Source organism: Kocuria carniphila, from assembly GCF_004136555.1.
GTDB classification, from domain to species: domain Bacteria; phylum Actinomycetota; class Actinomycetes; order Actinomycetales; family Micrococcaceae; genus Kocuria; species Kocuria carniphila.
Map to the genome: position 1 here is coordinate 156,844 of NZ_NOIT01000004.1, position 20,451 is coordinate 177,294.

Annotated in this window: 22 protein-coding genes and 1 pseudogene; 5 read left to right on the top strand and 18 right to left on the bottom strand. The window is 65.1% G+C overall.

Annotated features, from left to right (window positions below; all coding sequences use genetic code 11):
• Nucleotides 1-34: 34 nt before the first annotated feature.
• From trhO to EWV37_RS04270, 3 genes are all read right to left on the bottom strand, one after another.
• Complete coding sequence (gene trhO, locus EWV37_RS04260) at nt 35-925, bottom strand: oxygen-dependent tRNA uridine(34) hydroxylase TrhO (protein ID WP_095797490.1); 891 nt, start codon at nt 923-925, stop codon at nt 35-37.
• A gap of 111 nt (nt 926-1,036) precedes the next feature.
• The gene (locus EWV37_RS04265) at nt 1,037-1,849 is read right to left on the bottom strand and encodes an LLM class flavin-dependent oxidoreductase (protein WP_129700013.1); all 813 of its coding nucleotides are present in this window, start codon (nt 1,847-1,849) and stop codon (nt 1,037-1,039) included.
• 38 nt (nt 1,850-1,887) lie between these two features.
• Nucleotides 1,888-2,277 carry a heavy metal-responsive transcriptional regulator gene (locus EWV37_RS04270; RefSeq protein WP_006215441.1) on the bottom strand — a complete coding sequence of 130 codons (390 nt, stop codon included), beginning with the start codon at nt 2,275-2,277 and terminating at the stop codon, nt 1,888-1,890.
• Nucleotides 2,278-2,382: 105 nt separating this feature from the next.
• Here EWV37_RS04270 and merA point away from each other — a divergent pair, with 105 nt between their 5' ends.
• Nucleotides 2,383-3,804, top strand: coding sequence for a mercury(II) reductase (gene merA / locus EWV37_RS04275; RefSeq protein ID WP_006215442.1), 1,422 nt, complete (start codon nt 2,383-2,385; stop codon nt 3,802-3,804).
• A gap of 370 nt (nt 3,805-4,174) precedes the next feature.
• Here the strand turns inward: merA and EWV37_RS15780 are convergent, their stop codons facing one another.
• From EWV37_RS15780 to EWV37_RS04325, 9 genes and pseudogenes are all read right to left on the bottom strand, one after another.
• Nucleotides 4,175-5,074: a hypothetical protein gene (locus EWV37_RS15780; protein WP_040004151.1), complete on the bottom strand. Its 900-nt coding sequence runs from the start codon at nt 5,072-5,074 to the stop codon at nt 4,175-4,177.
• A gap of 412 nt (nt 5,075-5,486) precedes the next feature.
• Nucleotides 5,487-5,948, bottom strand: a pseudogene (locus EWV37_RS15785) (relaxase/mobilization nuclease domain-containing protein); the annotation flags it as partial.
• A complete protein-coding gene (locus tag EWV37_RS04295) occupies nt 5,945-6,535 on the bottom strand; it encodes a hypothetical protein (protein WP_129700017.1) in 591 nt (196 codons plus the stop codon). The gene EWV37_RS04295 and the pseudogene EWV37_RS15785, both read right to left, overlap by 4 nt.
• Nucleotides 6,532-7,944 (bottom strand): Rep family protein, encoded by a 1,413-nt coding sequence (locus EWV37_RS04300; RefSeq protein ID WP_129700019.1) that lies wholly within the window; start codon nt 7,942-7,944, stop codon nt 6,532-6,534. Before EWV37_RS04300 ends, EWV37_RS04295 begins: the two co-directional genes overlap by 4 nt.
• Complete coding sequence (locus tag EWV37_RS04305; RefSeq protein ID WP_129700021.1) at nt 7,928-8,263, bottom strand: hypothetical protein; 336 nt, start codon at nt 8,261-8,263, stop codon at nt 7,928-7,930. The genes EWV37_RS04300 and EWV37_RS04305 overlap by 17 nt, the downstream gene beginning before the upstream one ends.
• The gene (locus EWV37_RS04310) at nt 8,263-8,511 is read right to left on the bottom strand and encodes a hypothetical protein (RefSeq protein WP_006215448.1); all 249 of its coding nucleotides are present in this window, start codon (nt 8,509-8,511) and stop codon (nt 8,263-8,265) included. The genes EWV37_RS04305 and EWV37_RS04310 overlap by 1 nt, the downstream gene beginning before the upstream one ends.
• Nucleotides 8,511-8,723 (bottom strand): hypothetical protein, encoded by a 213-nt coding sequence (locus EWV37_RS04315; RefSeq protein WP_006215449.1) that lies wholly within the window; start codon nt 8,721-8,723, stop codon nt 8,511-8,513. The genes EWV37_RS04310 and EWV37_RS04315 overlap by 1 nt, the downstream gene beginning before the upstream one ends.
• 181 nt (nt 8,724-8,904) lie before the next feature.
• Nucleotides 8,905-10,341 (bottom strand): recombinase family protein, encoded by a 1,437-nt coding sequence (locus EWV37_RS04320; protein ID WP_129700023.1) that lies wholly within the window; start codon nt 10,339-10,341, stop codon nt 8,905-8,907.
• 10 nt (nt 10,342-10,351) lie between these two features.
• Nucleotides 10,352-11,581, bottom strand: a complete 1,230-nt coding sequence (locus EWV37_RS04325) for an FG-GAP repeat domain-containing protein (protein WP_129700025.1) — start codon at nt 11,579-11,581, stop codon at nt 10,352-10,354.
• A 370-nt stretch (nt 11,582-11,951) separates the two neighbouring features.
• Here EWV37_RS04325 and EWV37_RS04330 point away from each other — a divergent pair, with 370 nt between their 5' ends.
• The 3 genes from EWV37_RS04330 to EWV37_RS04340 all read left to right on the top strand — a co-directional run bounded on the left by EWV37_RS04330 (nt 11,952) and on the right by EWV37_RS04340 (nt 15,449).
• Complete coding sequence (locus tag EWV37_RS04330) at nt 11,952-13,577, top strand: alkaline phosphatase D family protein (protein ID WP_165189230.1); 1,626 nt, start codon at nt 11,952-11,954, stop codon at nt 13,575-13,577.
• 104 nt (nt 13,578-13,681) lie between these two features.
• On the top strand, nt 13,682-14,128 hold the full coding sequence (locus tag EWV37_RS04335; protein WP_095797582.1) for a GNAT family N-acetyltransferase: 447 nt from the start codon (nt 13,682-13,684) through the stop codon (nt 14,126-14,128).
• Nucleotides 14,121-15,449: a carboxylesterase family protein gene (locus tag EWV37_RS04340; protein ID WP_129700027.1), complete on the top strand. Its 1,329-nt coding sequence runs from the start codon at nt 14,121-14,123 to the stop codon at nt 15,447-15,449. The genes EWV37_RS04335 and EWV37_RS04340 overlap by 8 nt, the downstream gene beginning before the upstream one ends.
• 42 nt (nt 15,450-15,491) lie before the next feature.
• Here EWV37_RS04340 and EWV37_RS04345 read toward each other — a convergent pair whose 3' ends face one another.
• From EWV37_RS04345 to EWV37_RS04365, 5 genes are all read right to left on the bottom strand, one after another.
• A complete protein-coding gene (locus tag EWV37_RS04345; protein ID WP_129700029.1) occupies nt 15,492-16,340 on the bottom strand; it encodes a slipin family protein in 849 nt (282 codons plus the stop codon).
• A 120-nt stretch (nt 16,341-16,460) separates the two neighbouring features.
• A complete protein-coding gene (locus tag EWV37_RS04350) occupies nt 16,461-16,682 on the bottom strand; it encodes a helix-turn-helix transcriptional regulator (protein WP_016997356.1) in 222 nt (73 codons plus the stop codon).
• Entirely contained in the window at nt 16,682-17,119 is a 438-nt protein-coding gene (locus EWV37_RS04355; protein WP_129700031.1) for a hypothetical protein, read from the bottom strand. The genes EWV37_RS04350 and EWV37_RS04355 overlap by 1 nt, the downstream gene beginning before the upstream one ends.
• 83 nt (nt 17,120-17,202) lie before the next feature.
• Complete coding sequence (locus EWV37_RS04360) at nt 17,203-17,778, bottom strand: mismatch-specific DNA-glycosylase (RefSeq protein ID WP_129700033.1); 576 nt, start codon at nt 17,776-17,778, stop codon at nt 17,203-17,205.
• A gap of 65 nt (nt 17,779-17,843) precedes the next feature.
• Complete coding sequence (locus tag EWV37_RS04365; protein WP_129700132.1) at nt 17,844-18,662, bottom strand: EamA family transporter; 819 nt, start codon at nt 18,660-18,662, stop codon at nt 17,844-17,846.
• A 222-nt stretch (nt 18,663-18,884) separates the two neighbouring features.
• Here EWV37_RS04365 and EWV37_RS04370 point away from each other — a divergent pair, with 222 nt between their 5' ends.
• On the top strand, nt 18,885-19,535 hold the full coding sequence (locus EWV37_RS04370) for an STM3941 family protein (protein WP_129700034.1): 651 nt from the start codon (nt 18,885-18,887) through the stop codon (nt 19,533-19,535).
• Here the strand turns inward: EWV37_RS04370 and EWV37_RS04375 are convergent.
• Nucleotides 19,526-20,341, bottom strand: a complete 816-nt coding sequence (locus EWV37_RS04375; RefSeq protein ID WP_095797501.1) for a hypothetical protein — start codon at nt 20,339-20,341, stop codon at nt 19,526-19,528. The genes EWV37_RS04370 and EWV37_RS04375 overlap by 10 nt on opposite strands.
• Nucleotides 20,342-20,451 lie beyond the last annotated feature (110 nt).

Sequence of the window (20,451 nt, forward strand, 5' to 3'; positions counted from 1 at the left end):
CGAACGCACGGATCCTCGTGAGAACCGATACGTGTTAGGCCGCGACCGGCACGCAGTCCGGGCAGTGATCGCGCGCCCCCGATTCGGTGCAGGACTCGCAGCACAGGAACAACTGACGGCACGTCTGTTCGGCGCAGTTGACATAGCGGGGCGTGGGCTCACCGCATTCGGCGCACGTGCCCAGGGACTGCGCGCCGGGCTCGAATTCCATGTGCATCCGCTTGTCGAACACGTAGAGCGAACCGTCCCACAGGCCCTTGTTCCCGTAGGCCTCGCCGTAACGCACAATCCCGCCGTCCAATTGGTAGACGTCCTGGAAACCGCGGTTCTTCATGAGCACGCTGAGCACTTCGCAGCGGATCCCGCCGGTGCAGTAGGTGACCACGGGCTTGTCCTTGAAAGAGTCGTACTTGCCCGATTCGATCTCGTCGATGAAATCACGGGTGGTATCCGTCTCCGGGACCAGCGCGTCCCTGAACTTGCCGATCTGGGCTTCCAAGGCGTTGCGGCCGTCGAAAAACACGACCTCGTCACCGTGCTGGTCCATGAGTTCGTGCAACTGGTGCGGCTTCAGATGGGTGCCGCCACCCTGCACGCCATCCTCAGTCACGGTGATCGGATCGGGAGCGTGGAAGGTCACCAATTCCGGCCGCACCTTGACGCTCAACCGTGGAAAGTCGTCCCCCACCCCGTCAGACCATTTGATGTCCGCGTCCTTGAACGGTGCGTACTCCTTGAGGCCCTTCACGTAGCGCTTGACGTCATGGATGTCCCCGCCCACGGTCGCGTTGATCCCCTGCTCGGAGACGATGATGCGCCCCTTCACGTTGCTGCGTTCGGCGAGGTTCTGTTGCCACAGCTTGATGGCATCAGGATCGGCCAGCGGGGTGAAGACATAGAACAGCACAATTTTCGGCAGGGACATACCCACCAGTTTAAGTGAATCCGGGGCCGCCCACGCGCGGTGGGCGGCCCCGGGGAGGTGAGCTTGGCGACGTCGTCGATGCCGACCACGGGACGACGCCGCCAGCTCGGCTTAGGAAATCTCGTACCCCGTCACGGGGCCTTCAGTATTCGGCTGCCAACCGAGCTCGGGGGCGACGTACTTAGCGAAGTTCTCCAGGATCCGCAGGTTCAGCTCGGGGCCCAGCTGGCTGGGAATCGTGAGCGTCAGGGTGTCGGACTCCATCACGGCCTGATCCTGCTTCAGCTGCTCCACCAAGGTGTCCGGCGAACCCGCATAGGTGCGCCCAAAGACGGAGGTAAACCCGTCGATCACTCCCACCTGGTCACGCGATTCCCGGGCACCCATGTAAGAGAAGATCTCGTCCTCGGGACCCACGATCGGGAACACGCTGCGGCTGACGGAGGTGCGCGGCGTGCGAGTGTGATCAGCAGCGCGGAAGGCTTCGCGATAGCGGCGCAACTGTTCGGCCTGCTGCTCCGCGAAGGAACCCTCGTTGGCCTCGGTGAGCAGCGTGGAACTCATGAGGTTCACGCCCTGCTCCCCCGCCCACTCGGCGGTCTTGGCCGATCCTGCACCCCACCAGATGCGCTCGGCCAGACCGGGCGACTGCGGTTCTATGGCCAGCTTGGCTCCGGCGCCGTACTGAGCGGGATCCGCGTAGGTCATGGGTTCACCCTTGATGGCGCGCATGAACTTCTCGAAGTGCTCACGGGCAGTGTCCGCGCCGCGGGGGTCCTCCGAGCCGGTGTAGCCGAACGACTCCCACCCGCGCAGCGCCGGTTCGGGGGATCCCCGGCTCACGCCCAGTGCAACGCGGCCGTCCGCAATGAGGTCCAGCTGAGCGGCCTCTTCCGCGAAGTACAGCGGATTTTCGTAGCGCATATCGGGGTTGTAGCGTTGGAGTCATTGGCTACCGTCGTCTACAAGTACCTACACACTTGATCGGTGCTGCACGTTTCAGGGTCCGGGTGCGCGGCGTCCTGTCTGAGGTCCGCGATAGTGTCGCGCAGCACGGAGAGCTGCGCGATCTGCTGCTCGATCTCAGCGAGGCGCACGTCAAGCAGGTCGCGCACGTGCTCGCAGGGCGCATGGCCGCCGTCGCGGATGTCGAGGATCTGGCGGATCTGGGCGAGGGTGAGGCCCGCGGCCTGGCCGCGGTGGACGAAGTCGATCCGGGCGACCGTCTCGGGTGCGTAGTCGCGATAGCCGGACTGCGTGCGCTCGGCCGGCGGAAGCAGCCCCTGCCCCTCGTAGAAGCGGAGCGTCTTCGCCGTGGTGCCCGCGCGTTCGGCGAGTTCTCCGATGCGCATCGCGGCCTCCGATCGTTCGGCAGGAGCAGGCTTGACCTTCCCCTGCACTGGAAGGTCCAGTATGGCTGAGACAGAGCAGAAAGCCAAGGACTGACAGGAGCAGCGATGCCTACCAAGTACGACCTCGCCATCATCGGATCCGGAGGCGGAGCATTCGCCGCCGCCATCCGTGCGACCACGCTCGGCAAGTCGGTGGTGATGATCGAGCGCGGGACGCTCGGCGGCACCTGCGTGAACACCGGCTGCGTGCCGTCGAAGGCCCTCATCGCCGCTGCCGACACCCGTCACGTCGCCGCCGACGCTTCAGGCCGGTTCCCGGGGATCGCGGCGACGGCTGAGACAGTGGACATGCCTGCGCTGATCGCCGGGAAGCAGGCGCTGGTCGAGTCGCTGCGCGGCGAGAAGTACGCCGACGTCGCCGACTCCTACGGCTGGCAGGTCCGCCGCGGCGATGCATCGTTCGCCGGCGGCCCAGACGCCCCGGTACTGGAGATCATCGCCGGCGACGGGACGGTCGAGACCATCGAGGCCGACCACTTCCTGGTCGCGACTGGTTCTCGCCCGTGGGCTCCGCCGATCGACGGCCTGGAGGAGACCGGGTACCTGACCTCGACCACGGCAATGGAACTCGCTGAGGTTCCTGAGTCGTTGCTGGTGCTCGGCGGCGGCTACGTCGCCCTGGAGCAGGCGCAGCTGTTCGCTCGCCTCGGCTCGCAGGTCACGCTGCTGGTGCGGTCCCGGCTCGCCTCGAAGGAGGAGCCGGAGGTGTCCAAGGCGCTTCAGGAGGCGTTCGCCGACGAAGGCATCCGCGTCGTCCGCCGCGTGGTGCCCACCCGGGTCTCCCGCGGCACGGGAGGCGAGGCCGTCGTGACCGCCGACGTGTCCGGCGACTCGCAGGAGTTCCGCGCCGAGCAGGTGCTCGTCGCCCTCGGACGCCGTCCCGTCACCGATGGCCTGAACCTCGATGCGGTCGGGGTGAAGACCGGGGACTCCGGCGAGGTGGTCGTCTCCGACCGGCTGCGGTCCTCGAACCCGCGGATCTGGGCCGCGGGCGACGTGACCGGGCACCCCGAGTTCGTCTACGTCGCCGCCCACCACGGCACCCTCGTCGCCGAGAACGCGTTCGCCGACGCCGATCGTGCCGTCGACTATTCCCGCCTGCCGCGGGTGACGTTCACCGGGCCCGCGATCGGAGCGGTCGGGATGACCGAGAAGGAAGTGCTTGCTGCGGGGATCCGCTGCGATTGCCGCGTCCTGCCGCTGCACCACGTGCCCCGCGCGCTGGTCAACCGCGACACCCGCGGGTTCATCAAGATCGTCGTGAACGCCGACACGAACGAGATCCTCGGCCTGACCGCCGTCGCCAAGGACGCCGGAGAGCTCGCCGCCGCCGGTGTCCACGTGCTCGGCAAGACCGTCGCCGAGATCGCCGACGCCTGGGCTCCCTACCTGACGATGGCCGAGGGCATCCGGATCGCCGCGAAGGCCTTCACCACCGACCCGTCGCTGCTGTCGTGCTGCGCATGACCGGCAGCGCAGGCAATCGGGGAGATCTCATCCTGAAGAGGTGCAGACGACGAGCGCCGATCAGGACCGCGACGAACGGCGCGCCGGTCCCGTCGTCGCTGCAGGGACCGGACTGCTCTTGCTGGCATGCTGCGCGCTTCCGTTGCTGCTCTGTTGCGGCCTGCCGCTCATCGCGGCGGGCGGAGCACTCGCGGGCGTCGGTGGGCTCCTCGGTAACCCCTGGATCATCGGTGCCGGGATCGCCGTCGTGATGGCCGTCACGGCGGGGATGCTCGTCAGGTTAGGGCGGCGGCACCGAGGCCGCAGGACCGGCTGCTGCGAAAATCCTTCGACCGCTGATCGGAACCGGTAGCTCGAGCGGATCCAGCCATCATCGCCACCTCGGCCACTTCGGCACCCCGCGACCCTTCCACGTCTCCACGAGACCGGCGGCCGAGCGGACGGACGCGAAGAGCCCGTAGCCGGCCCCGGCGAGACCCACGGAGACCACGAGCCAGCGCCCGATGCCGAGCCAGATGCGCCCGTCCACGTCGAGCGCCCACTGAGCGCCCGTGATGAGACCGGCGATGCCCATCCAGAGCCCGGCGACGACCACGACCACCGGCAGCAGGGCGAGGCACATCGCAGCGGCGGCCGACCAGAGCTGACGCGCTTCGAGCTTCGCCGTCGCCGCCATCATCCGCTCGGCGCGCTCGTTCGAGGCGTCGAGGTTCGCGGTCATCGTGGCCGAGGCCTCCCCGGCGACCTGCTCGACGGCCTTCTCGACCCGCTCCTCAGTACGCTTCTCGATCCGCTGCACCGCGCCGCCGACCTGGCTCACAAGCTTCTGGTTCGTTGTGGCCTGCACCTTCAGACCCTCAATCGCCGAGGCCGTAGCCGCGCGATTCTTCTGCGCCTCCGCGACCAAGGTTCGCGACGCGGCGTTCAAGCTCTCGCCGTTGAGACTCTGCGCGAACTCGCCGAGCGTGCTCGCGATCTCGTTCTGCCTGCTCTCGATACTCGCGATCCTCGCGGACACGTCGCTGGAGGGCGAGGAGGTCGACGCCGGGGTCGTGATCCGCTCCAGCCGCCTCGTCGTCTCCTCGTCCATGACCTTCACGAACCCCGCGAGCTTCTTCTGCTGCTCGGTCAGCGTGGCAATCCTCGTATTCTGCGCCTCGACGGCGGCGAGGATCGAGGTCAACAGCTCCATCGTCTCCGGACTGCCGAGCGGCTGCGGCGACTGCACGGGCCCGTTCTGCTGCTTCAGCCTGTCGAGCGCTGCGCTCATGTTCCTGCTCCTTCTGCTGCTGGTGGTAGTCGAAGAACGCCTGCGCGCCCTCCGGGGTGAAGTCCGCCGAGAGTGCGCTCGTGCGTTTGCGGCGCTCGGCACGCCCGGACTCGCCGCGGCGGTCCTCGATGTAGAGCGTCCAGGTCTCTTGCCCGGCGCGCTTGCCCTTCTTGCTGACGGGGCTGTGCAGCCGCATCCTCGGCACACGTTCCCCGGCGTCGTCGAGCTGCTGGTTCTGCTCCGCGATCACCGCTTCGAGACCGGCCTTGTCCACCGCGCGGGGATCCGCCAGGGCGACGCTCATCCGGTCGCCCATCTCGCGGTCGAGGCCGCCTTCGGCGAAGTCCTCGCGGCGCAGCTCCCAATCCTTCGGCACGTGCTCCAGCCGCTTCACGACCGAGAGACCGTGATCGCGCATCAGTTCGTCGTTGGCCGACTGGACGCCCCGCTGGTTTCCGGCTTTGCGGTCGTGGAACGTGCGGTAGTCCGAGAGCGCCTTTCCGGTGCGGTTGTTGTGATTGACGACCAAGATGTGATTGTGCGGCTTGCACCCGCGCCCATCCACGTGGCTGACCACGAGGCAGTCCGAGTCCGGGTGCATCCTCTTCGCCAGCAGGTAGCCCAGATCGTTCACCCGCTGCACGTCCTCAGGGCTGTTCGGGTCGAACTCCTCGTCGCTGAACGACTGGCGATAGTGCAGCGCCTCGACGTCGCGCTTCGTGTTCTGCGTGAGCGCACGAGCGCGGGCCGAGAACGCGCCGGAGCCTCCCGGCACATCGCACGTGATCGCGACCCCGCGTTCGTCCTCCACGCCTCGGACGTAGCGCTCCGTGGCTCCGGCGCTCGTGCTCGGGCTGTAGTGCGTCGTGCTCATGAGGCCGTCCGATCACCGAGCAGCGCGCGGACCTCGCGCAGCAGCTCGATCAGCTCGGGCACCTCCGCTGACAGCGCCACCGGGTCACCGGCTCTCGCTCGGCGGTCCAGGTCGTTCACGTTGATCGCCAGCGGGCGCACCTGAGCGGCCAGTTCGCGAGCATCCGCGGACGCCTGCACCCGCGACTCGATCCCGAGCAGCTGCGCAGCCATGGCGGCGTCGAGCTCCTCGCTCCGAGAGGCGTGGAGGGCATCCCGGACGACGGTCCGCACCCACGTGCTCGGAGCCAGCCCGAGCCGCTTCGCACGAGTGCGAAGCGCCGCGAGCGTGGCGTCGTCGAAACGAGTGTCGAGCCTCCCGCCGCTGCCACGACGACGCTTCGCACCGCCGTGATCCTGCCGTACCCCCTCCACATCAGCCCGACCGGTGTTCACCTGCGAGTCGGTCTGCTGCTCCGGGGGTACGGCAGGATGGCAAGCAGTAGGCCTGTCGGACACATCGCTGACGCTCGTGTCCTCCATCCCTGCTTGCGAGGGGCCTCCGGCCCCCTCGACCCCCTGGAAGAGCGCGTCCAGTTCGGTGCTCATGCCGCACCTCCGATCAGCGCCAGAGGCACGTCCGGACTGCGCATCGCGAGCCCACTCAGCAGCTCGACGACCGCACCATCCGAGTCGTGTTCACTCCTCGACTGCGGCCCGTAGCTCAGCTCGTGCCACTCGGTCGACGTCGCGCCGCGATAGCCGAAGCGAGGCCCGGCAGGAAGCTTCTGCGTGATACCCCGGTAATAAGGCTCGATCTTTCCGATGTGCTGCACGAGATAGCGATTGATGTCATCGGCGCGGAAGACCTTCACCACCGATGCGAGGCGACGGATGAACTGGTCCAGCGCCTCGTCCACGTTGCCCTTCTGACGGGCGTAGTAGAAGAACTCGACGGGCTCGATCGTCGCCGTGATGACGATGAGACGCGGGGCCACCTCGCCCTTGTTCTTATAGCGGGCCTTCGCCGGGGAGGCGTTGTACGGATCGAGCAGCAGCAGCCAGTCGTTCGCGTCCATCGCCGAGGCGCGCAGATCGTCGAGCAGCAGCACTTCCTCCCCGCGCCAGTCATCGAGGGGGTTCCCCGTGGCGGCCCGGTAGACCTGCCACCGCTCGCCGTGGGCGTTCGCCGCGTTGATCGCCTCGGTGATGAAGTCCGTGGCGAACCGGGTCTTGCCGATACCGGCATCCCCGTGCACGAATACCACGTGCGTCGAGAACTCACCGGCGCGGAGCTTCGCCGCCGCCCGGTACGCACGGCGTTGACCGTAGGCGGACAGGGCATCGTCGATCTCCCGCTGATGCCGCGAGTAGATGTCGAACAGTTCATCGGTAAGCATGATCTGATCGCGCGTGATCTCGCCCTGCAGCACCCGCTCCCGCATGTCCTCGAAGTTCTCGGCGACGACCTTCTTCTTCACGTGGGCGCGACCCTTGAGCCACGTCTCCCGGCGCTGGGCGTCGATGCCGAGGTAGTCCGGCCCGCGCACCGTGGCGACCTCCGAAGGCGCGTACTGGTGCTTGTCCGCGTACTTCACGTGCGTCAGGTACGAGAGCATGTTGTCGAAGGCGTACCGCCCGCGACCGGGCTTCTCGACGTACTGCGGTTCGACGCCGATGCCAAACGCGAGCCGATCCAGAGGCGCGCTCTTCGCGCGGCTGGCGAACTTGATCACCGCGTGCAGGTGATCCGGCTTCGGCTCGACCACGAGGGTCTTCTCGGTGTCGCTCCAGACCTCGCGCTCGTCCTTGTCGTGCACGATGCCGTAGGCCTCGACGACCTCACAGCCGATCGCCTCGAGCCGCTGCACCACGTAGGCGAGGATCGCCCCGGCTCCCTGCTGGAGCAGCGCGGCCCCGTTCGCGTCCTCGGCGGCCCAGGTCCAGTACGACGGATCGAGGTACTGCGTGAGCCCGATGCTCGTCGGGTTGTTCTCCTGCTTAGCCACGGCGACCACCGCCCAGGACGTCGGAAGGAGCGTGCGGCGCCTTAAATGACCCCCTATTGACCCCCAAATGATCCTGCGGGGTCACGCGGTGGAGCGAAGGCGAAACCGGCAGCTGACCAGGCATGTTGTTGCATGGCGCGGCAATCGACAAGCCCTTGCCGCGCCCGTAGGAACGAATGAGGCCCCCGAAACTCTTGGAGTGCGAAGCACGGCTGCGGACCGTCATCACGGCGATGGGCAGCCCGCCTTCGGCGGGTGCCAGGCCAGGCCCTCCGGGCGGGGTCAGGTCGGCGGGTGCGGTGCTGAGGTTGCGTGCGTCGGCGTGCATCAGCGACCACCGCCCCGGCCGTAGCGCTTGATGACAGCCTGATGCGTGACGCCGAGGGCGTCGCCGATCCTGGCCCAGGTCACCCCGTCGGCGCGGGCGTCGGCGACGGCGATCTCGACGGCCTCCTCCAGCACGGAGCGGAGCACGCCGAGGTCGTAGAGCTGGGCCTCGCCATCGGCGAGGGACGGGTCGCCCTGTCGCCAGCGGAAGCTGGTCAGGTGATCGAAGGCGGCGGAGTTCGCGCTCATCAGCGACCACCGCCCATCACGGCGGCGACGGCGGCGCGCTGTCGCGGCGTCAGCGGAGTGAGTGCCAGGCGCTCACCGGCTCGGCGACCGGCGGCGCGGGCGGCGGCGATGACGGGATCGAGCCCATCAGCATGCGGAACGGGAGACGAGTCCTGATCGAGAGCAGGGCAGTCAAGCGCGGATGCGCGGGGAACGTCGATAACGACAGACATCGGAAGTCCTCAGATATGAGTATCTTCCGGTTCCCCGCCACGGTAGTTGGGCTGTTTGACCGGCTACTCATCCGGGAGCAGAACCCCGCGCTTCTAAGTCGCGGCCCCGGTGGGATCTTCTTGTCTGCAACCACTCTCCCACGAGTCGACTCACCATTGCAATGACGAGTTGACTCATGAGTCAGTCGCGACGCGGCTCTATGCGAATGAGGTCGGGGTCGAACTTCACGTGACCGGGCGCGATGGGCTCGATGGTCACAGTCACCAGCTCGTCCACGAGCATCCGGCGGCGGTCTATGTCCAACGCCTTCCACTTCGACTCGACAACCTCGCGACGCTCCGCGGTGCCGACCGCCTCCTCCACGTCTGCCAGCAGCTTCGCCGCCACGGATACCGAGCGGTCGAGCAGCTCCGCGTCGATCTCGTCGATGCGGACCTTCACGTCGTTGATCGCCGCGGTGATCTCCAGGACCGGCTGATGGATGTCGCGCAGCAGCGGGCTCAGCTCCTTTACGCGCTCGACCAGGGCGTTCCGCTCGGTCAGCAGCTCCTCGCGGTCCGGCCCGTCGTCCTCCTGCGGCATCACGAGGTCGTGCACGTCCACCGACGACAGGCGGGTGAGCACTGCCTCGGTGACCATCGCATCGACGGGCTCGCGTTGGCGGGTGAGGTGGAACTGCTCGCCGCAGCGATACGTCGGCTGCTTGCGGCTGTTCGTCCCCGAGACGAGCGTCGCACCGCACTTCCCGCACAGCCCGATCGTCGACAGGAGGTATTTCGGCTGGTTGCCCTGACTGGCCGACCTCCGCACGTTGTCCTCCAGCTTCGCCACCGCGGTCCGCCACGTCTGCTCGCTGACGATGGGCGGGAACGCCTCGCCCTGCACCGGGTACAGCTCGCCGGATGCGTAGTGCTTGATGTAGCCACAGTAAAGCGGGTTCGCGAGCAGGTAGCGCACGGCATCGACGGAGAATTCCGAGCCGCGGGCGGTGAGGTGACCAGCGCTGTTCAGGTCCTCGCGGATGCGCCGGATCGACAGCGACGGCTCGCCGAGGAACGCGTCGAAGGCCCGCCGAACCGCGTCGGCCTCTTCCTCGATCAGCTCACCCTCCCTCGACCATCCGAACGCCTTCCAGGCGGACGTGGGGATGCCCTCGGCACGTCGGCGCTCGTTCGACCTGATCTGTCGCTCGGCCTTGCGACGCGCCTCGAACCGGGCGAGAGCGGCGAGCATCGTCGCCCGGAACTCGCCGTCCGCCGTCGAGAGATCGATCTCGCCGTCCACGGTGACGACGCGCAGACCGAGGTCGATCAGCGTGTTCAGGTCCTTCGTGCTGCGCAGGAGCCGGTCCATGTCCACGGCGACCACCATCGAGAACCGGCCCGCGCGGGCGTCGTCCAGCATCTCGGCCCACCGGGTGCCAGCGCGGCGCTTCTTCGTCGCCGACACCGCGTTGTCCTCGTAGACCTCGACGACGTTCCAGTCCTTGGCCTCGGCCAGCGCCCTGATCTTCCTCAGCTGCGTATCGACCGTCCAGCGGTCGCCCTTGCGGTCCATGGAGGCGCGGACGTACGCGGCCACCTCGTTCGTCTTCCTCAGCGCTACCAGTTCGACCATGCAACCAAGCTTACGTGAACGGGCGTTGCAACCACGATATGCGGTAACCGAACCCCACCACGTCGGCTCGATTGTCACCGTTCACGTCGGCCAAGACACGCGGATACAGGTCCACGGTCCACCCGTCGTTATTGCCGAACTCTCGGAGCCACAAGCTGGCTGCGCTCACGGACCCGTCACGCTGGGTCAGGGCCACGTAGGTACCCGAATATCCGAACCCCACGATGTCTGCGGTCCCGTCACCGTTGGCATCGGCCAACGTGCGAACATGGTGTCCGATCTTCCAGCCGTCGTAACTGCCGAAGTCGGCCACCTTCAGTGTGGGTGCGCTGAAGCCACCACCGAATCGGCCGTAGGACACGTAGGTACCCGCATTTCCGAATCCCACGAGGTCTTCGATCAGGTCGCCGTTGAGGTCACCCGTGACACGCGGAGTGTGTTGCTCGCTCCACCCTTGGTTGGTTCCGAAGTCGCCGACCCTCACGGTTGGTGCCGTGAATCCTCCGGTCGAGCGCGCGTAGGCAACCGTGACTCCCTTGGCACCGAATGCCACGATGTCATCACGATTGTCACCGTTGACGTCCGCCAGCTCCCGAAGGTGTTCGCCGATCTTCCATCCCTGGGCCGCTGTCAGGTCGTTCACTGCAACCGTGGGAGCGGTGAAGCCACCGCCGACTCGCGCGTACGACACGTAGGTTTTGGAATATCCGAAGCCGACGATGTCCGCCCGGCCGTCATTGTTGACGTCGCCCAATTCCCTCACGTGCTCACTCTTGAGCCAGCCTTGGCTGGTTCCGTAATCACGCAGTGCAAGAGTGGGCGCGGTGAAACCGCCGTCCGTTCGGCCATAGGCAACAGTGGTTCCGGCAATACCGAAACCGACCACGTCCGCCCTGCCGTCGTCATTGACATCGGCCAGCTGACGAGGGTGCTCGCCCTCACGCCAACCTTGGTCATATCCGAAATCACGCAATCTCAACTGAGGCGGTGCAAAGGTCCTGTTCACGCGGCCGAGAGCCACGTAGGTACCTTGGTCGCCGAAACCGACGATGTCATCCCGACCATCGCCGTTGACATCCGCCAGCAAACGCGGATGCTGCTGAACACGCCATCCATTGGCGTAGGTGAAATAGGGTTGCGACGCCGCTTGGGCGGGTGCCCCCGTCAAGACCACCGCTGAACTCGCGAGCGCGAGGGTGGCGGCCACACTCAGTACTTTGGTTTTAGCTGTAGAACTCATTGCAGGTTCCGATCATGCTTGATCATGCAGAACGAGCCAGAGCCTCAGGTGTCTCCCACGGAAAAACGGTGAAAGCCCACTGCGTTGACGACCCACAGGCCCAACTACTCAGCGGCGAAAAGTGTCTCGACGGGGCCCCGGCCCGGCGATCTCAGATCAGATAAAAACCCGCAGGTCACTCGCACGAATGCCCAGCTCGTTCGGCCGCTTCACGACGTAGTTGTGTAGTTCTCGGATTACGCCCGTTCCCGGGGAAAGTCAACATCACATGTCCCCTAAAGCGTGATCATGGAAATATGCGTGTGACCAGCGCGATTATTGTTCAGATACCCGCAAGTTGGATGTCATTCGGGGCCCGCACTATGAACCCATGCCTACCAACAATGCGCCCATCAATCGTCGTCAACTCGTCTCCGGCAGCCTTGCCGGCGCGGCACTCATTGCCCTCCCCGGCACCGCGATCGCCCATCGCGGCGAGCGCCCCGTACCGGGGCTGATCAGCAAGCGCCTGACTCTTCCCAGCGGCGTTGCCTCCGGTGACGTCTCCTCCAATTCGGCAGTGCTGTGGGCGCGTTCCTCGGGTCCGGGTCGCCTGCACGCCACGCTTCAGGCAATTTCCGCCGACGGCGCTCCGTTGCGCGGGCGCTTTGCCCGCGGTCTTCGCCTAACCTCCGGCTGGGCGAACCCCACGTCAGATCACACGGCCAAGATTTTCGCGGGCAAGCTGCCCTCCGGGACCCGGTTCAAGGTCACGTACGCGTTCGAGGACGATCGGGGTCGGATGGGCGAGCGTGCCATCGGCACTTTCACCACCGCTCCGGGCAAGCGTTTCGGGCCGAAGACTTCCGCAGCACAGTCCTTCGTGTGGACCGCAGACACCGCGGGCCAGGGCTACGGCATCAACGAGGACATCGGCGGGATGCGGGGCTACGCGGCCATGCACGCCACCAAGCCGGACTTCTTCTTGCACTCCGGAGACACCGTCTACGCGGATAATCCCATCGAAAAGACCCTGGAAGTTCCGAACGAACCCCTGTGGCGCAATGTGGTCACGGAGGAGGTGTCCAAGGTGGCCGAGACGCTCAACGAGTTCCGCGGGCGCCACCGTTACAACATGATGGACAAGAATCTGCGGGCCATGTACGCGGAGGTTCCCGTGATCGCTCAGTGGGACGATCACGAGACCACCAACAATTGGTGGCCGGGCGAGATCCTCGAGGATGAGCGCTACACGCAAGTGCGCGACGTCGACACCCTGGCCGCTCGCGGCCGTCAGGCCTGGCAGGAATACATGCCCATCGCTGATTCACGGGCGCTGTCCCGAGGCACCGGTTTCGAGCCGGCCCGCATCTACCGCAAGGTCGAGCGCGGTGACCACTTGGACGTGTTCGCCCTGGACATGCGCACCTTCAAGAGCGAGAACACGCCGGGCAAGGAGCGGCACGAGACCGACATCCTGGGCGAAGAACAGACCCACTGGCTCATCCGCGGACTGCGCCGTTCCCGGGCCACGTGGAAAGTGATCGGCAACGACTTGCCCCTGGGACTGGTTGTGCCGGACGGTAAGGACCAGGAGTCCATCTCCAACGCCGATCACGGTGCGCCGCTGGGTCGCGAGCTGCAGTTGGCGCGGATCCTGAAGGCCATCAAGGATTACGACATCAAGAACGTCGTGTTCCTGACCGGCGACGTCCACTATTGCGCCGCCCACCACTACTCCCCCGAGCGCGCCGCGTTCAAGGACTTCAAGCCGTTCTGGGAGTTCGTGGCCGGACCCATCAACGCCGGCGCCTTCGGCCCCAACACATTGGATCGTACCTTCGGGCCCCGCGTGGACTTCGAACAGGCCGGCCCGCCCATGGCTTCTCCGCGCAACGGTGACCACCAGTACTTCGGTCACGTGGCCATCCCCGAGGACGGCAGCGAATTCACCGTCAAGCTGATCAACGCCAACGGCAAGGCTGTGTACCAGCGCACGCTCACCCCTGAACGCTGATCCAACCAGGCACGACGCCGCCGCGGTGACCTTGGGTGCCCAAGGTCACCGCGGCGGCGTCGTGGGTGTGCAATTCTCCAGGTGAGCGGTTCACAATGGTGACCATGGTGAGTTTGCCGACCGGTTATTTGTTGAGAGTGGGTCCGCCCAGCGTTTCTGCGTACCTGTACTTGCGTGAGGCCACGGGCATGAGCCCTAAAACGCATCAGCAAGCCCTCGCCGGTATCGACGGCGCGTGGGCCGCCGTGCACGTGATTCACGCGCCCACCGGGGAGACGGTGGCCATGGGTCGTGTGATCGGGGACGGCGGCTGGTACTTCCACATCATTGACATGGCCGTACTTCCGGAACATCAACGCCAAGGGCTCGGGGACACGATCCTCACGTGGTTGCTGGACCGAATTCGCCAGGATGCTCCCCCGGACGCGTTCGTCAGTCTCATGGCGGACCCACCCGGGCGCAGCCTCTACGAACGACACGGATTCAAGGACCGTTCACCGCGCAACGTGGGAATGAGCCGACTGCTCGAACGACAGGTGGACGATGACTGAGGCCGCAATGCACAACCAGCCGATCTGGCACGCCCCCGTGGGAACCGTGGCCGGCTGGCACGACGGCCCCGTGGATCGCGCTACCGGCATCCGCTATGCGCGCGCGGACAGGCTGGAGGCCCCCACCCCGGTGGGCGATGCGACCGAACCGATCCAGGCGACGTCGTGGTCCCCGGCCTGCCCTCAGGCACCCGTGCCGCTGCTGGACGACGCGGTGGGCAGCAGCATCGGCAAGCTTCCCGTGGACGAGGACTGCATGCGGCTCTCGATCACCGTTCCTGCGGGCACCGAACCCGACGCGAACCTACCCGTGATGGTGTGGATCCACGGGGGATCGTACGTGTCCGGCGCAGGTGACGCACCGTTCTACGACCCGAGCACGCTGGTGGCTGAGCAGAACGTGGTGGTCGTCAACGTGACCTACCGCCTGGGCCTGTTCGGGTACCTGGGTGACGGTCGAACCAGCCCCGCCAACCTGGGTCTGCTCGATCAGATCGAGGCGCTGCGCTGGGTGCATTGCAATATTGCGGCCTTCGGCGGCGACACGGCCAATGTCACGATTTTCGGTCAATCCGCCGGGGGCGACGCCGCCGCCCATCTCATGATCGCCGAGGGCACCCGGGGCCTGTTCCGCCGTGCGATCGTGCAGAGCGCACCGTTCGGTCTCATGAAGAGCCGCAGCAAAATGAACAAGGTGATGTCCCGCACCGCGAGTGGTCTGGCGCCCGACGCGCATTGGGAAGACGTGACGGCCGCGCAGTCGACGGTCGAGAAAGCGGCGTCGCGCTTCGGTCTGAAGGGGCAGATGCCCTTCGGCGTGCAGTACGGCCACGCGCCACTGCCTGCCGAGAAAGTTCTGGATGCGGCCTGGCGCGAGGTGGCTCCACAGGTGGACGTGCTCGTGGGATACACGACCCGCGAGGTCGCCCTGTTTGCAGCCGCCGTCCCGATGCTCCTCAAGCGGCTCGAGAAACCGAAGCGTGACCCCGCCCTGGAGCAGTTGGTGGTCAAGCCGCTGACCAAGCGGATCTACGGAACCGGAGCGAAGGCCTTCGCCTCGAGGCACGCGGCAGCCGGGGGCAAAGTGACGGGCTACGTGTTGTCGTACGGCAACGAGGAGCATCCGTTGAATGCGGCCCACATTGCCGAACTGCCGTTGCTCTTTCCGTCAAGCGCGTGGGAGGGCGCGCCCAGTGCGCTGGGGCTGAGCCTCAACGACATGCAGGAACGCGGGCGGCTGCTGCGAACCCAGTGGGCGGAATTCGCTCGGGGTAATTCGGTGAACAGCCTGCCGGATATCGGGTTCCGGGTCATCGACTGAGTCGACTCACCGGTACTTGCCCTGGTGGTGGACGGCCTCTGCCTAGGACAACACCAACTTCGGCCCGGCTCCGTCGTGGCTGGGCCCCGGTAGCGGAGGCTGTGTCGGATACCGCTCCGCCGCGTGCCCCTCACGCTCCAGGAACTCGGTCAACTCGTTGATCGTGCTCATGAGTGGTGCGGGGAACACCACCGTTGAGTTCTTGTCGACGCCAAGTTCCACCAAGGTCTGCAGGTTGCGCAGTTGCAGGGCCAGCGGGTGTGCCATCATGACGTCCGAGGCCTCACCCAACGCGGCCGCGGCCCTTGCCTCGCCTTCGGCGTTGATGATCTTGGACCTCTTCTCCCGTTCCGCCTCTGCCTGCCGGGCCATCGCGCGCTTCATGCTCTCGGGCAGTTGGATGTCCTTGAGTTCGACCAGCACTACTTCGACTCCCCACTCGACGGTTGCGCGATCGAGGATGATCTTGATGTCCAAATTGATCTGATCGGTTTCGGACAAGATGTCATCCAATGAATGCTGGCCAACCACCTTGCGCAGCGTGGTTTGGGCAATCTGATTGATGGCCGCACCGATGTTCTCAATGGCGATCACGGATTTGACCGGTTCAACGACCCGGAAATACGCCACCGCCGAAACATCCACGCTCACGTTGTCCCGGGTGATGATCCCCTGAGACTGGATCGGCATGGTCACGATGCGCGTGGACACTCTGTGGAGCACGTCGACGGCCGGAACGATGAGCCGAATCCCCGGCTCTCGCACTCCGTTCAGTCGTCCGAAGCGGAGGATGACACCTTTTTCGTACTGCTTGATGACTCGTATCGACATGATGGCGAGCAAGACCACAACCACCAGTAGAACGAGCAGGATGATGATGAGTGTGCTCATGACGGCACCCCTCTAGCACTAGACATGCCGGCGGTGCGACCGAGCGTTCTTTGTGGACGATCATCGCCGCCCTGTACCGTCAAGCGTACGCTCGCCCAGTCGCACCGGAGAGGCCCCCGGTCAGCTCTTTTCGGGATCAGAGACGGGTGTGGCCTGAGGTGTGAACAAGTCCTCGATGCGACAGCCGAACACCTCAGCGATTCGGAACGCCAGTGGGAGGCTCGGATCAAAACGGCCTCGCTCGATGGAGATCACGGTCTGCCGGGACACCCCCAACAACGCGGCCAAGTGGGCCTGCGACCAGGACCGCTCCCCGCGTTGCTCGGCAATGATGTTCTCCACTAGGAGTCCCGCCTTCTGGCCACCCAGAAACGAACCGCGAAACTGACCACCGCCAACACCAGGATCAGGGTCAGAACAACCATCCCGCTGACTTCAAGCCGGGTGATCGCCAGGACGAACAGCGCAATACCGGCCGTGGTGATGATGTTGTGGAATGCCCCCGAGGTGGCCTTGTCATACCACCGGCGCTCAATGTTGTCCTCCGCGTGCTCATCCGACTCCACCGTGTACTTGGAGACGAACAACACCCAGCCCAGGGCGAAGAACGTTCCCGCGGTACAGGCCGCAAAGATTACGAATCCGAGCAATCTGTTCTCGTCGTAGAACAACGACGCAATGGCCCCCACGATGGAGGCGAGCACAAGGGCCGCAAGAACGCTCAGCACGTAGGCCGAGAGTGGTGCCTTGCCAGCGGTGCGGGTTGTTGTTGCCATCATGACTCCCTTGATATGGGCTTGTGCGGCCCTTCCGGCTATGTAAAGCGCACTTGACTCAGTCAAGCAAGCTTTACCATTCGACGTCAAGGGTGTTTGACAACAATTCCAGCGGCCTTCGCGATCTCCCGGTAGGCCGCCGCTAAGTCGTCAACACTCGCGTGGGCATTGAGACCGCTGGGGTTAGGCGCGACCCACAACTGCACACCGGGCCACGGGGAGTCCTGCTTTCCCAGTTGCGCCTTCGGGAGTTTGAAGGCCGAGCGGTAGGCGGTAATACCCAGAACAGCGACCACCTTGGGTTTTCGCTCGGCCACGAGCCGATTCAACCGATCCGCACCGGCCAACAGTTCTCCGCGGGACAGCTCATCTGCCCGTGCGGTGGCCCGCGGGCAGATGTTGCTGTTGCCGATGCCCTTGCTCGTCAATTGTGCGAGGTCTGATTCCGAGTAACCGTCCCTCGCGTCGATGAGAGTATCGGTGATGCCCGCTCGGTACAGAGCCGGATAGAAGCGGTTGCCGGGCCGCGCGAAGTGAGCACCCGTAGCCGCCGTCCATAAACTGGGATTGATGCCCACGAACAGGAGATTCAGCGGATCGGGTAGCAGGTCCGGCACCGTGCAATCGCGGAACGTCTCAAGTTCTGCACGCGAAAATCCCATGTGATCAGGCTATCCGTGTGGTGCCCGTCCTCCTCAAGTACATCCGGGGACCCGCACGGCCACTGTTACGACCGTTGAGCCGATCGCACGGCAGCGGCACTGGCCAGAATCACAAGCCCGATGCCCGCGATTTCCAGAACATCGAGTGCCTGACCCAGCATGACCCACCCCACGAGTGCCGCGATCGCCGGTGCCAGACTCACCAGAATCGCGAATGTTTCCGCAGCAAGGAGCCGCAGCGATGCGAGCTCCAGGGCATAGGGTACCGCCGAGGACATCACGGCGATCAGCGCGCCGATCAGCAATACCCACGGGTCCAGGAGTTCGACGCCGCCGCTGGCCACTCCGAACGGCGCGGCCAGGAGCGCACCCACCACCATGGCGAGCGCGAGACCTTGTGTACCGGGAAATTCCCGCCCGGCTTGGCGGGACATGAGGATATACAGCGCCCACATGCACGCGGCGGCCAAGGCGAAGGCCACGCCCACCGGATCCAGGCCGTCCGTACTGGGCCCCACGCCGCTGAGCAGGAGCACTCCAACGAGCGCCAGCCCGGCCCACAACAGACCGCTCAATTTACGGGACAACACGACCGACAACACCAGGGGCCCGAGCAGTTCAATGGTCACCGCAACACCAAGCGGCAAGCGGGCAATGGCCTGATAGATACACATGTTCATGGCTCCGAGACTCAACCCGAACCCGAGGATCACCGGCAGCTTCTTGGTCGTGATCGCACGAACCGAGGGTCGGAACACGATCCACAACAGCACCGATGAAATGAGCAGGCGCAGAAAGACCGCACCCTGTGCACCCACGCGATCGAAGATCTGATACGCAATGGCCGCACCGGTCTGGGTAACGAGCGCCGCTGCGACGACCAAGGCGACGCCAGCCGCGGAGGACCCCGGCGCCGTCGGCGGATGAGAACGAGACGAGCGATTGGTCACCACACCGAATGTACGCGGTTCCGAGCTTTGGTGGCACCGGTCGATAGCCTGAATAGTGGCTGACTGCATGACCCCCATCACACAACCAGGGCGAGGGTTAACGTGAACGATCAACGTGTCCTAGGGCAATTCGAAACACTCAAGAATTCTGGAACCGTGCAGCTTTCAACGAACCGCGGGAAATTGATTTTCCTGTTTCTGCTCACCCTGGTCTTCACGCTCTTCGGCCTGGGAATGATGTTCGCGTCCTCTGGACAGGCCGCGACGGTAGCAGGGATGTTCGGGTCCGGATCCTTCTGGATCGGGCTCCTGGTGGTGGTGTTCTTCGGCATCTTAGGTATTCCGTCCCTGTTCTCCCAGATCGTTCAGAAGCGGCAACTGACTCTGGATAAACAGGGTTTCCGCTACGGGAAGCCCCATTCGGCGGGCACCGATCCCGAGCTCGAGATCCGCTGGGACGAGGTGGAAGGAATGGGGCTGGCGCGCGTGAGCCGTTCAACCATGGTCGCGATGAAGCTGACTTCCGAAGGCTACGAACGCTACGAATCTCAGCTGACGGGCTCTACACGCCAATTGGCCAAGGCCAATCAAAGGATGATGGGCGAGGGCATGATTGCCCTTCCGGCCACCATCGGTGGCGGGCCCAAGGAACTAGTGACTTTGCTGGGACTGGCGCACGGTCAGTACGGCCCTCCTGAAGTGCGCGAAGGGTATGCGCGTGCCCAGGCGGAGGCTCATGCAGATGCCGAGGCTGTTACTCATGATCCGCGAGCTGAACGACCCCGCACTGCCGACCCTCAGGAGTAAGCGGGTTCTCGATCCAGGCTGCGGCACTGACGAGCTGACCGGTAGAGCCGTCCACGACCTAGAGCCCAGATGATCAGAACAATCGCGGACAGAATGCCCGCCGCGATACCGACGAGCTGTGAGGCCGGCTCATCGGTGAGACGAGCCACGCTGATCCAGGCCAGTGCCCAGGCGATACCGGCGGCCACCGCGAACCGGGGGCCCAGGACGATCACGTAGACGGCGGACAGTACCACCGCAACGGTCATCACGGTCACGGCGATCCACTCATCTGATGGGCCTCCAGAACCCCAGCCTGATGCGGATCCGGCTGCCGCGATATTGGCGCACGTTGCCGCCGTGACCCAACCGAGGTACAAGCCAAAGGTGCCGTCCACGATGAGCTTACCGAGCGGCGTCGTCCCGGGATTTTCGCGCAGACGCTTGACCAGAATTCCCAACGTGATCGCGAGCGCCAGGATGACCAGGACGCTGACCCAGATCCAACCGACCTGGGTGACCAGCAACCACACCGCATTGAGGATCATGGTGATGCCGGCGAGCCACCCGATCCGGCGTTCGCGTGAGGTGGTGGCCACGCGAGGGAGCCACTGCCAGATGGTGTAGGCGAAGAGGCCGAGGTAAATCACGGACCAAATCGAGAACGCCGTGCCGAGCGGGGCAATAAGAGTGGCATCAGCGGAGAGCGCACCACCGGAGGACTCCGCAACCCGTGTACCGATCACCCCTGTTCCCACAAGCGTGCCGATGACACAGAAGATTTCAGCGGCAGTGACGAATAGGCGGCGGGCCAGATCGGTGTTCATGACTCTCCTCAGGTAGCGTCCCGCCACCGTAGCGAAGAAACCATAAGACAACTGATTAACAGCCGCGTGTGACGTGCACTAATACTCTCAGCCGGGTGTGACGCAGTGGT

What these genes read in the sequence shown, in the direction of transcription:
- trhO (WP_095797490.1), bottom strand. Translation starts at nt 925, where the DNA reads ATGTCCCTGCCGAAAATTGTGCTGTTCTATGTCTTCACCCCGCTGGCC.
- EWV37_RS04265 (WP_129700013.1), bottom strand. Translation starts at nt 1,849, where the DNA reads ATGCGCTACGAAAATCCGCTGTACTTCGCGGAAGAGGCCGCTCAGCTG.
- EWV37_RS04270 (WP_006215441.1), bottom strand. Translation starts at nt 2,277, where the DNA reads ATGCGCATCGGAGAACTCGCCGAACGCGCGGGCACCACGGCGAAGACG.
- merA (WP_006215442.1), top strand. Translation starts at nt 2,383, where the DNA reads ATGCCTACCAAGTACGACCTCGCCATCATCGGATCCGGAGGCGGAGCA.
- EWV37_RS15780 (WP_040004151.1), bottom strand. Translation starts at nt 5,074, where the DNA reads ATGAGCGCAGCGCTCGACAGGCTGAAGCAGCAGAACGGGCCCGTGCAG.
- EWV37_RS04295 (WP_129700017.1), bottom strand. Translation starts at nt 6,535, where the DNA reads ATGAGCACCGAACTGGACGCGCTCTTCCAGGGGGTCGAGGGGGCCGGA.
- EWV37_RS04305 (WP_129700021.1), bottom strand. Translation starts at nt 8,263, where the DNA reads ATGCACGCCGACGCACGCAACCTCAGCACCGCACCCGCCGACCTGACC.
- EWV37_RS04310 (WP_006215448.1), bottom strand. Translation starts at nt 8,511, where the DNA reads ATGAGCGCGAACTCCGCCGCCTTCGATCACCTGACCAGCTTCCGCTGG.
- EWV37_RS04315 (WP_006215449.1), bottom strand. Translation starts at nt 8,723, where the DNA reads ATGTCTGTCGTTATCGACGTTCCCCGCGCATCCGCGCTTGACTGCCCT.
- EWV37_RS04320 (WP_129700023.1), bottom strand. Translation starts at nt 10,341, where the DNA reads ATGGTCGAACTGGTAGCGCTGAGGAAGACGAACGAGGTGGCCGCGTAC.
- EWV37_RS04325 (WP_129700025.1), bottom strand. Translation starts at nt 11,581, where the DNA reads ATGAGTTCTACAGCTAAAACCAAAGTACTGAGTGTGGCCGCCACCCTC.
- EWV37_RS04330 (WP_165189230.1), top strand. Translation starts at nt 11,952, where the DNA reads ATGCCTACCAACAATGCGCCCATCAATCGTCGTCAACTCGTCTCCGGC.
- EWV37_RS04335 (WP_095797582.1), top strand. Translation starts at nt 13,682, where the DNA reads ATGGTGAGTTTGCCGACCGGTTATTTGTTGAGAGTGGGTCCGCCCAGC.
- EWV37_RS04340 (WP_129700027.1), top strand. Translation starts at nt 14,121, where the DNA reads ATGACTGAGGCCGCAATGCACAACCAGCCGATCTGGCACGCCCCCGTG.
- EWV37_RS04345 (WP_129700029.1), bottom strand. Translation starts at nt 16,340, where the DNA reads ATGAGCACACTCATCATCATCCTGCTCGTTCTACTGGTGGTTGTGGTC.
- EWV37_RS04355 (WP_129700031.1), bottom strand. Translation starts at nt 17,119, where the DNA reads ATGATGGCAACAACAACCCGCACCGCTGGCAAGGCACCACTCTCGGCC.
- EWV37_RS04360 (WP_129700033.1), bottom strand. Translation starts at nt 17,778, where the DNA reads ATGGGATTTTCGCGTGCAGAACTTGAGACGTTCCGCGATTGCACGGTG.
- EWV37_RS04375 (WP_095797501.1), bottom strand. Translation starts at nt 20,341, where the DNA reads ATGAACACCGATCTGGCCCGCCGCCTATTCGTCACTGCCGCTGAAATC.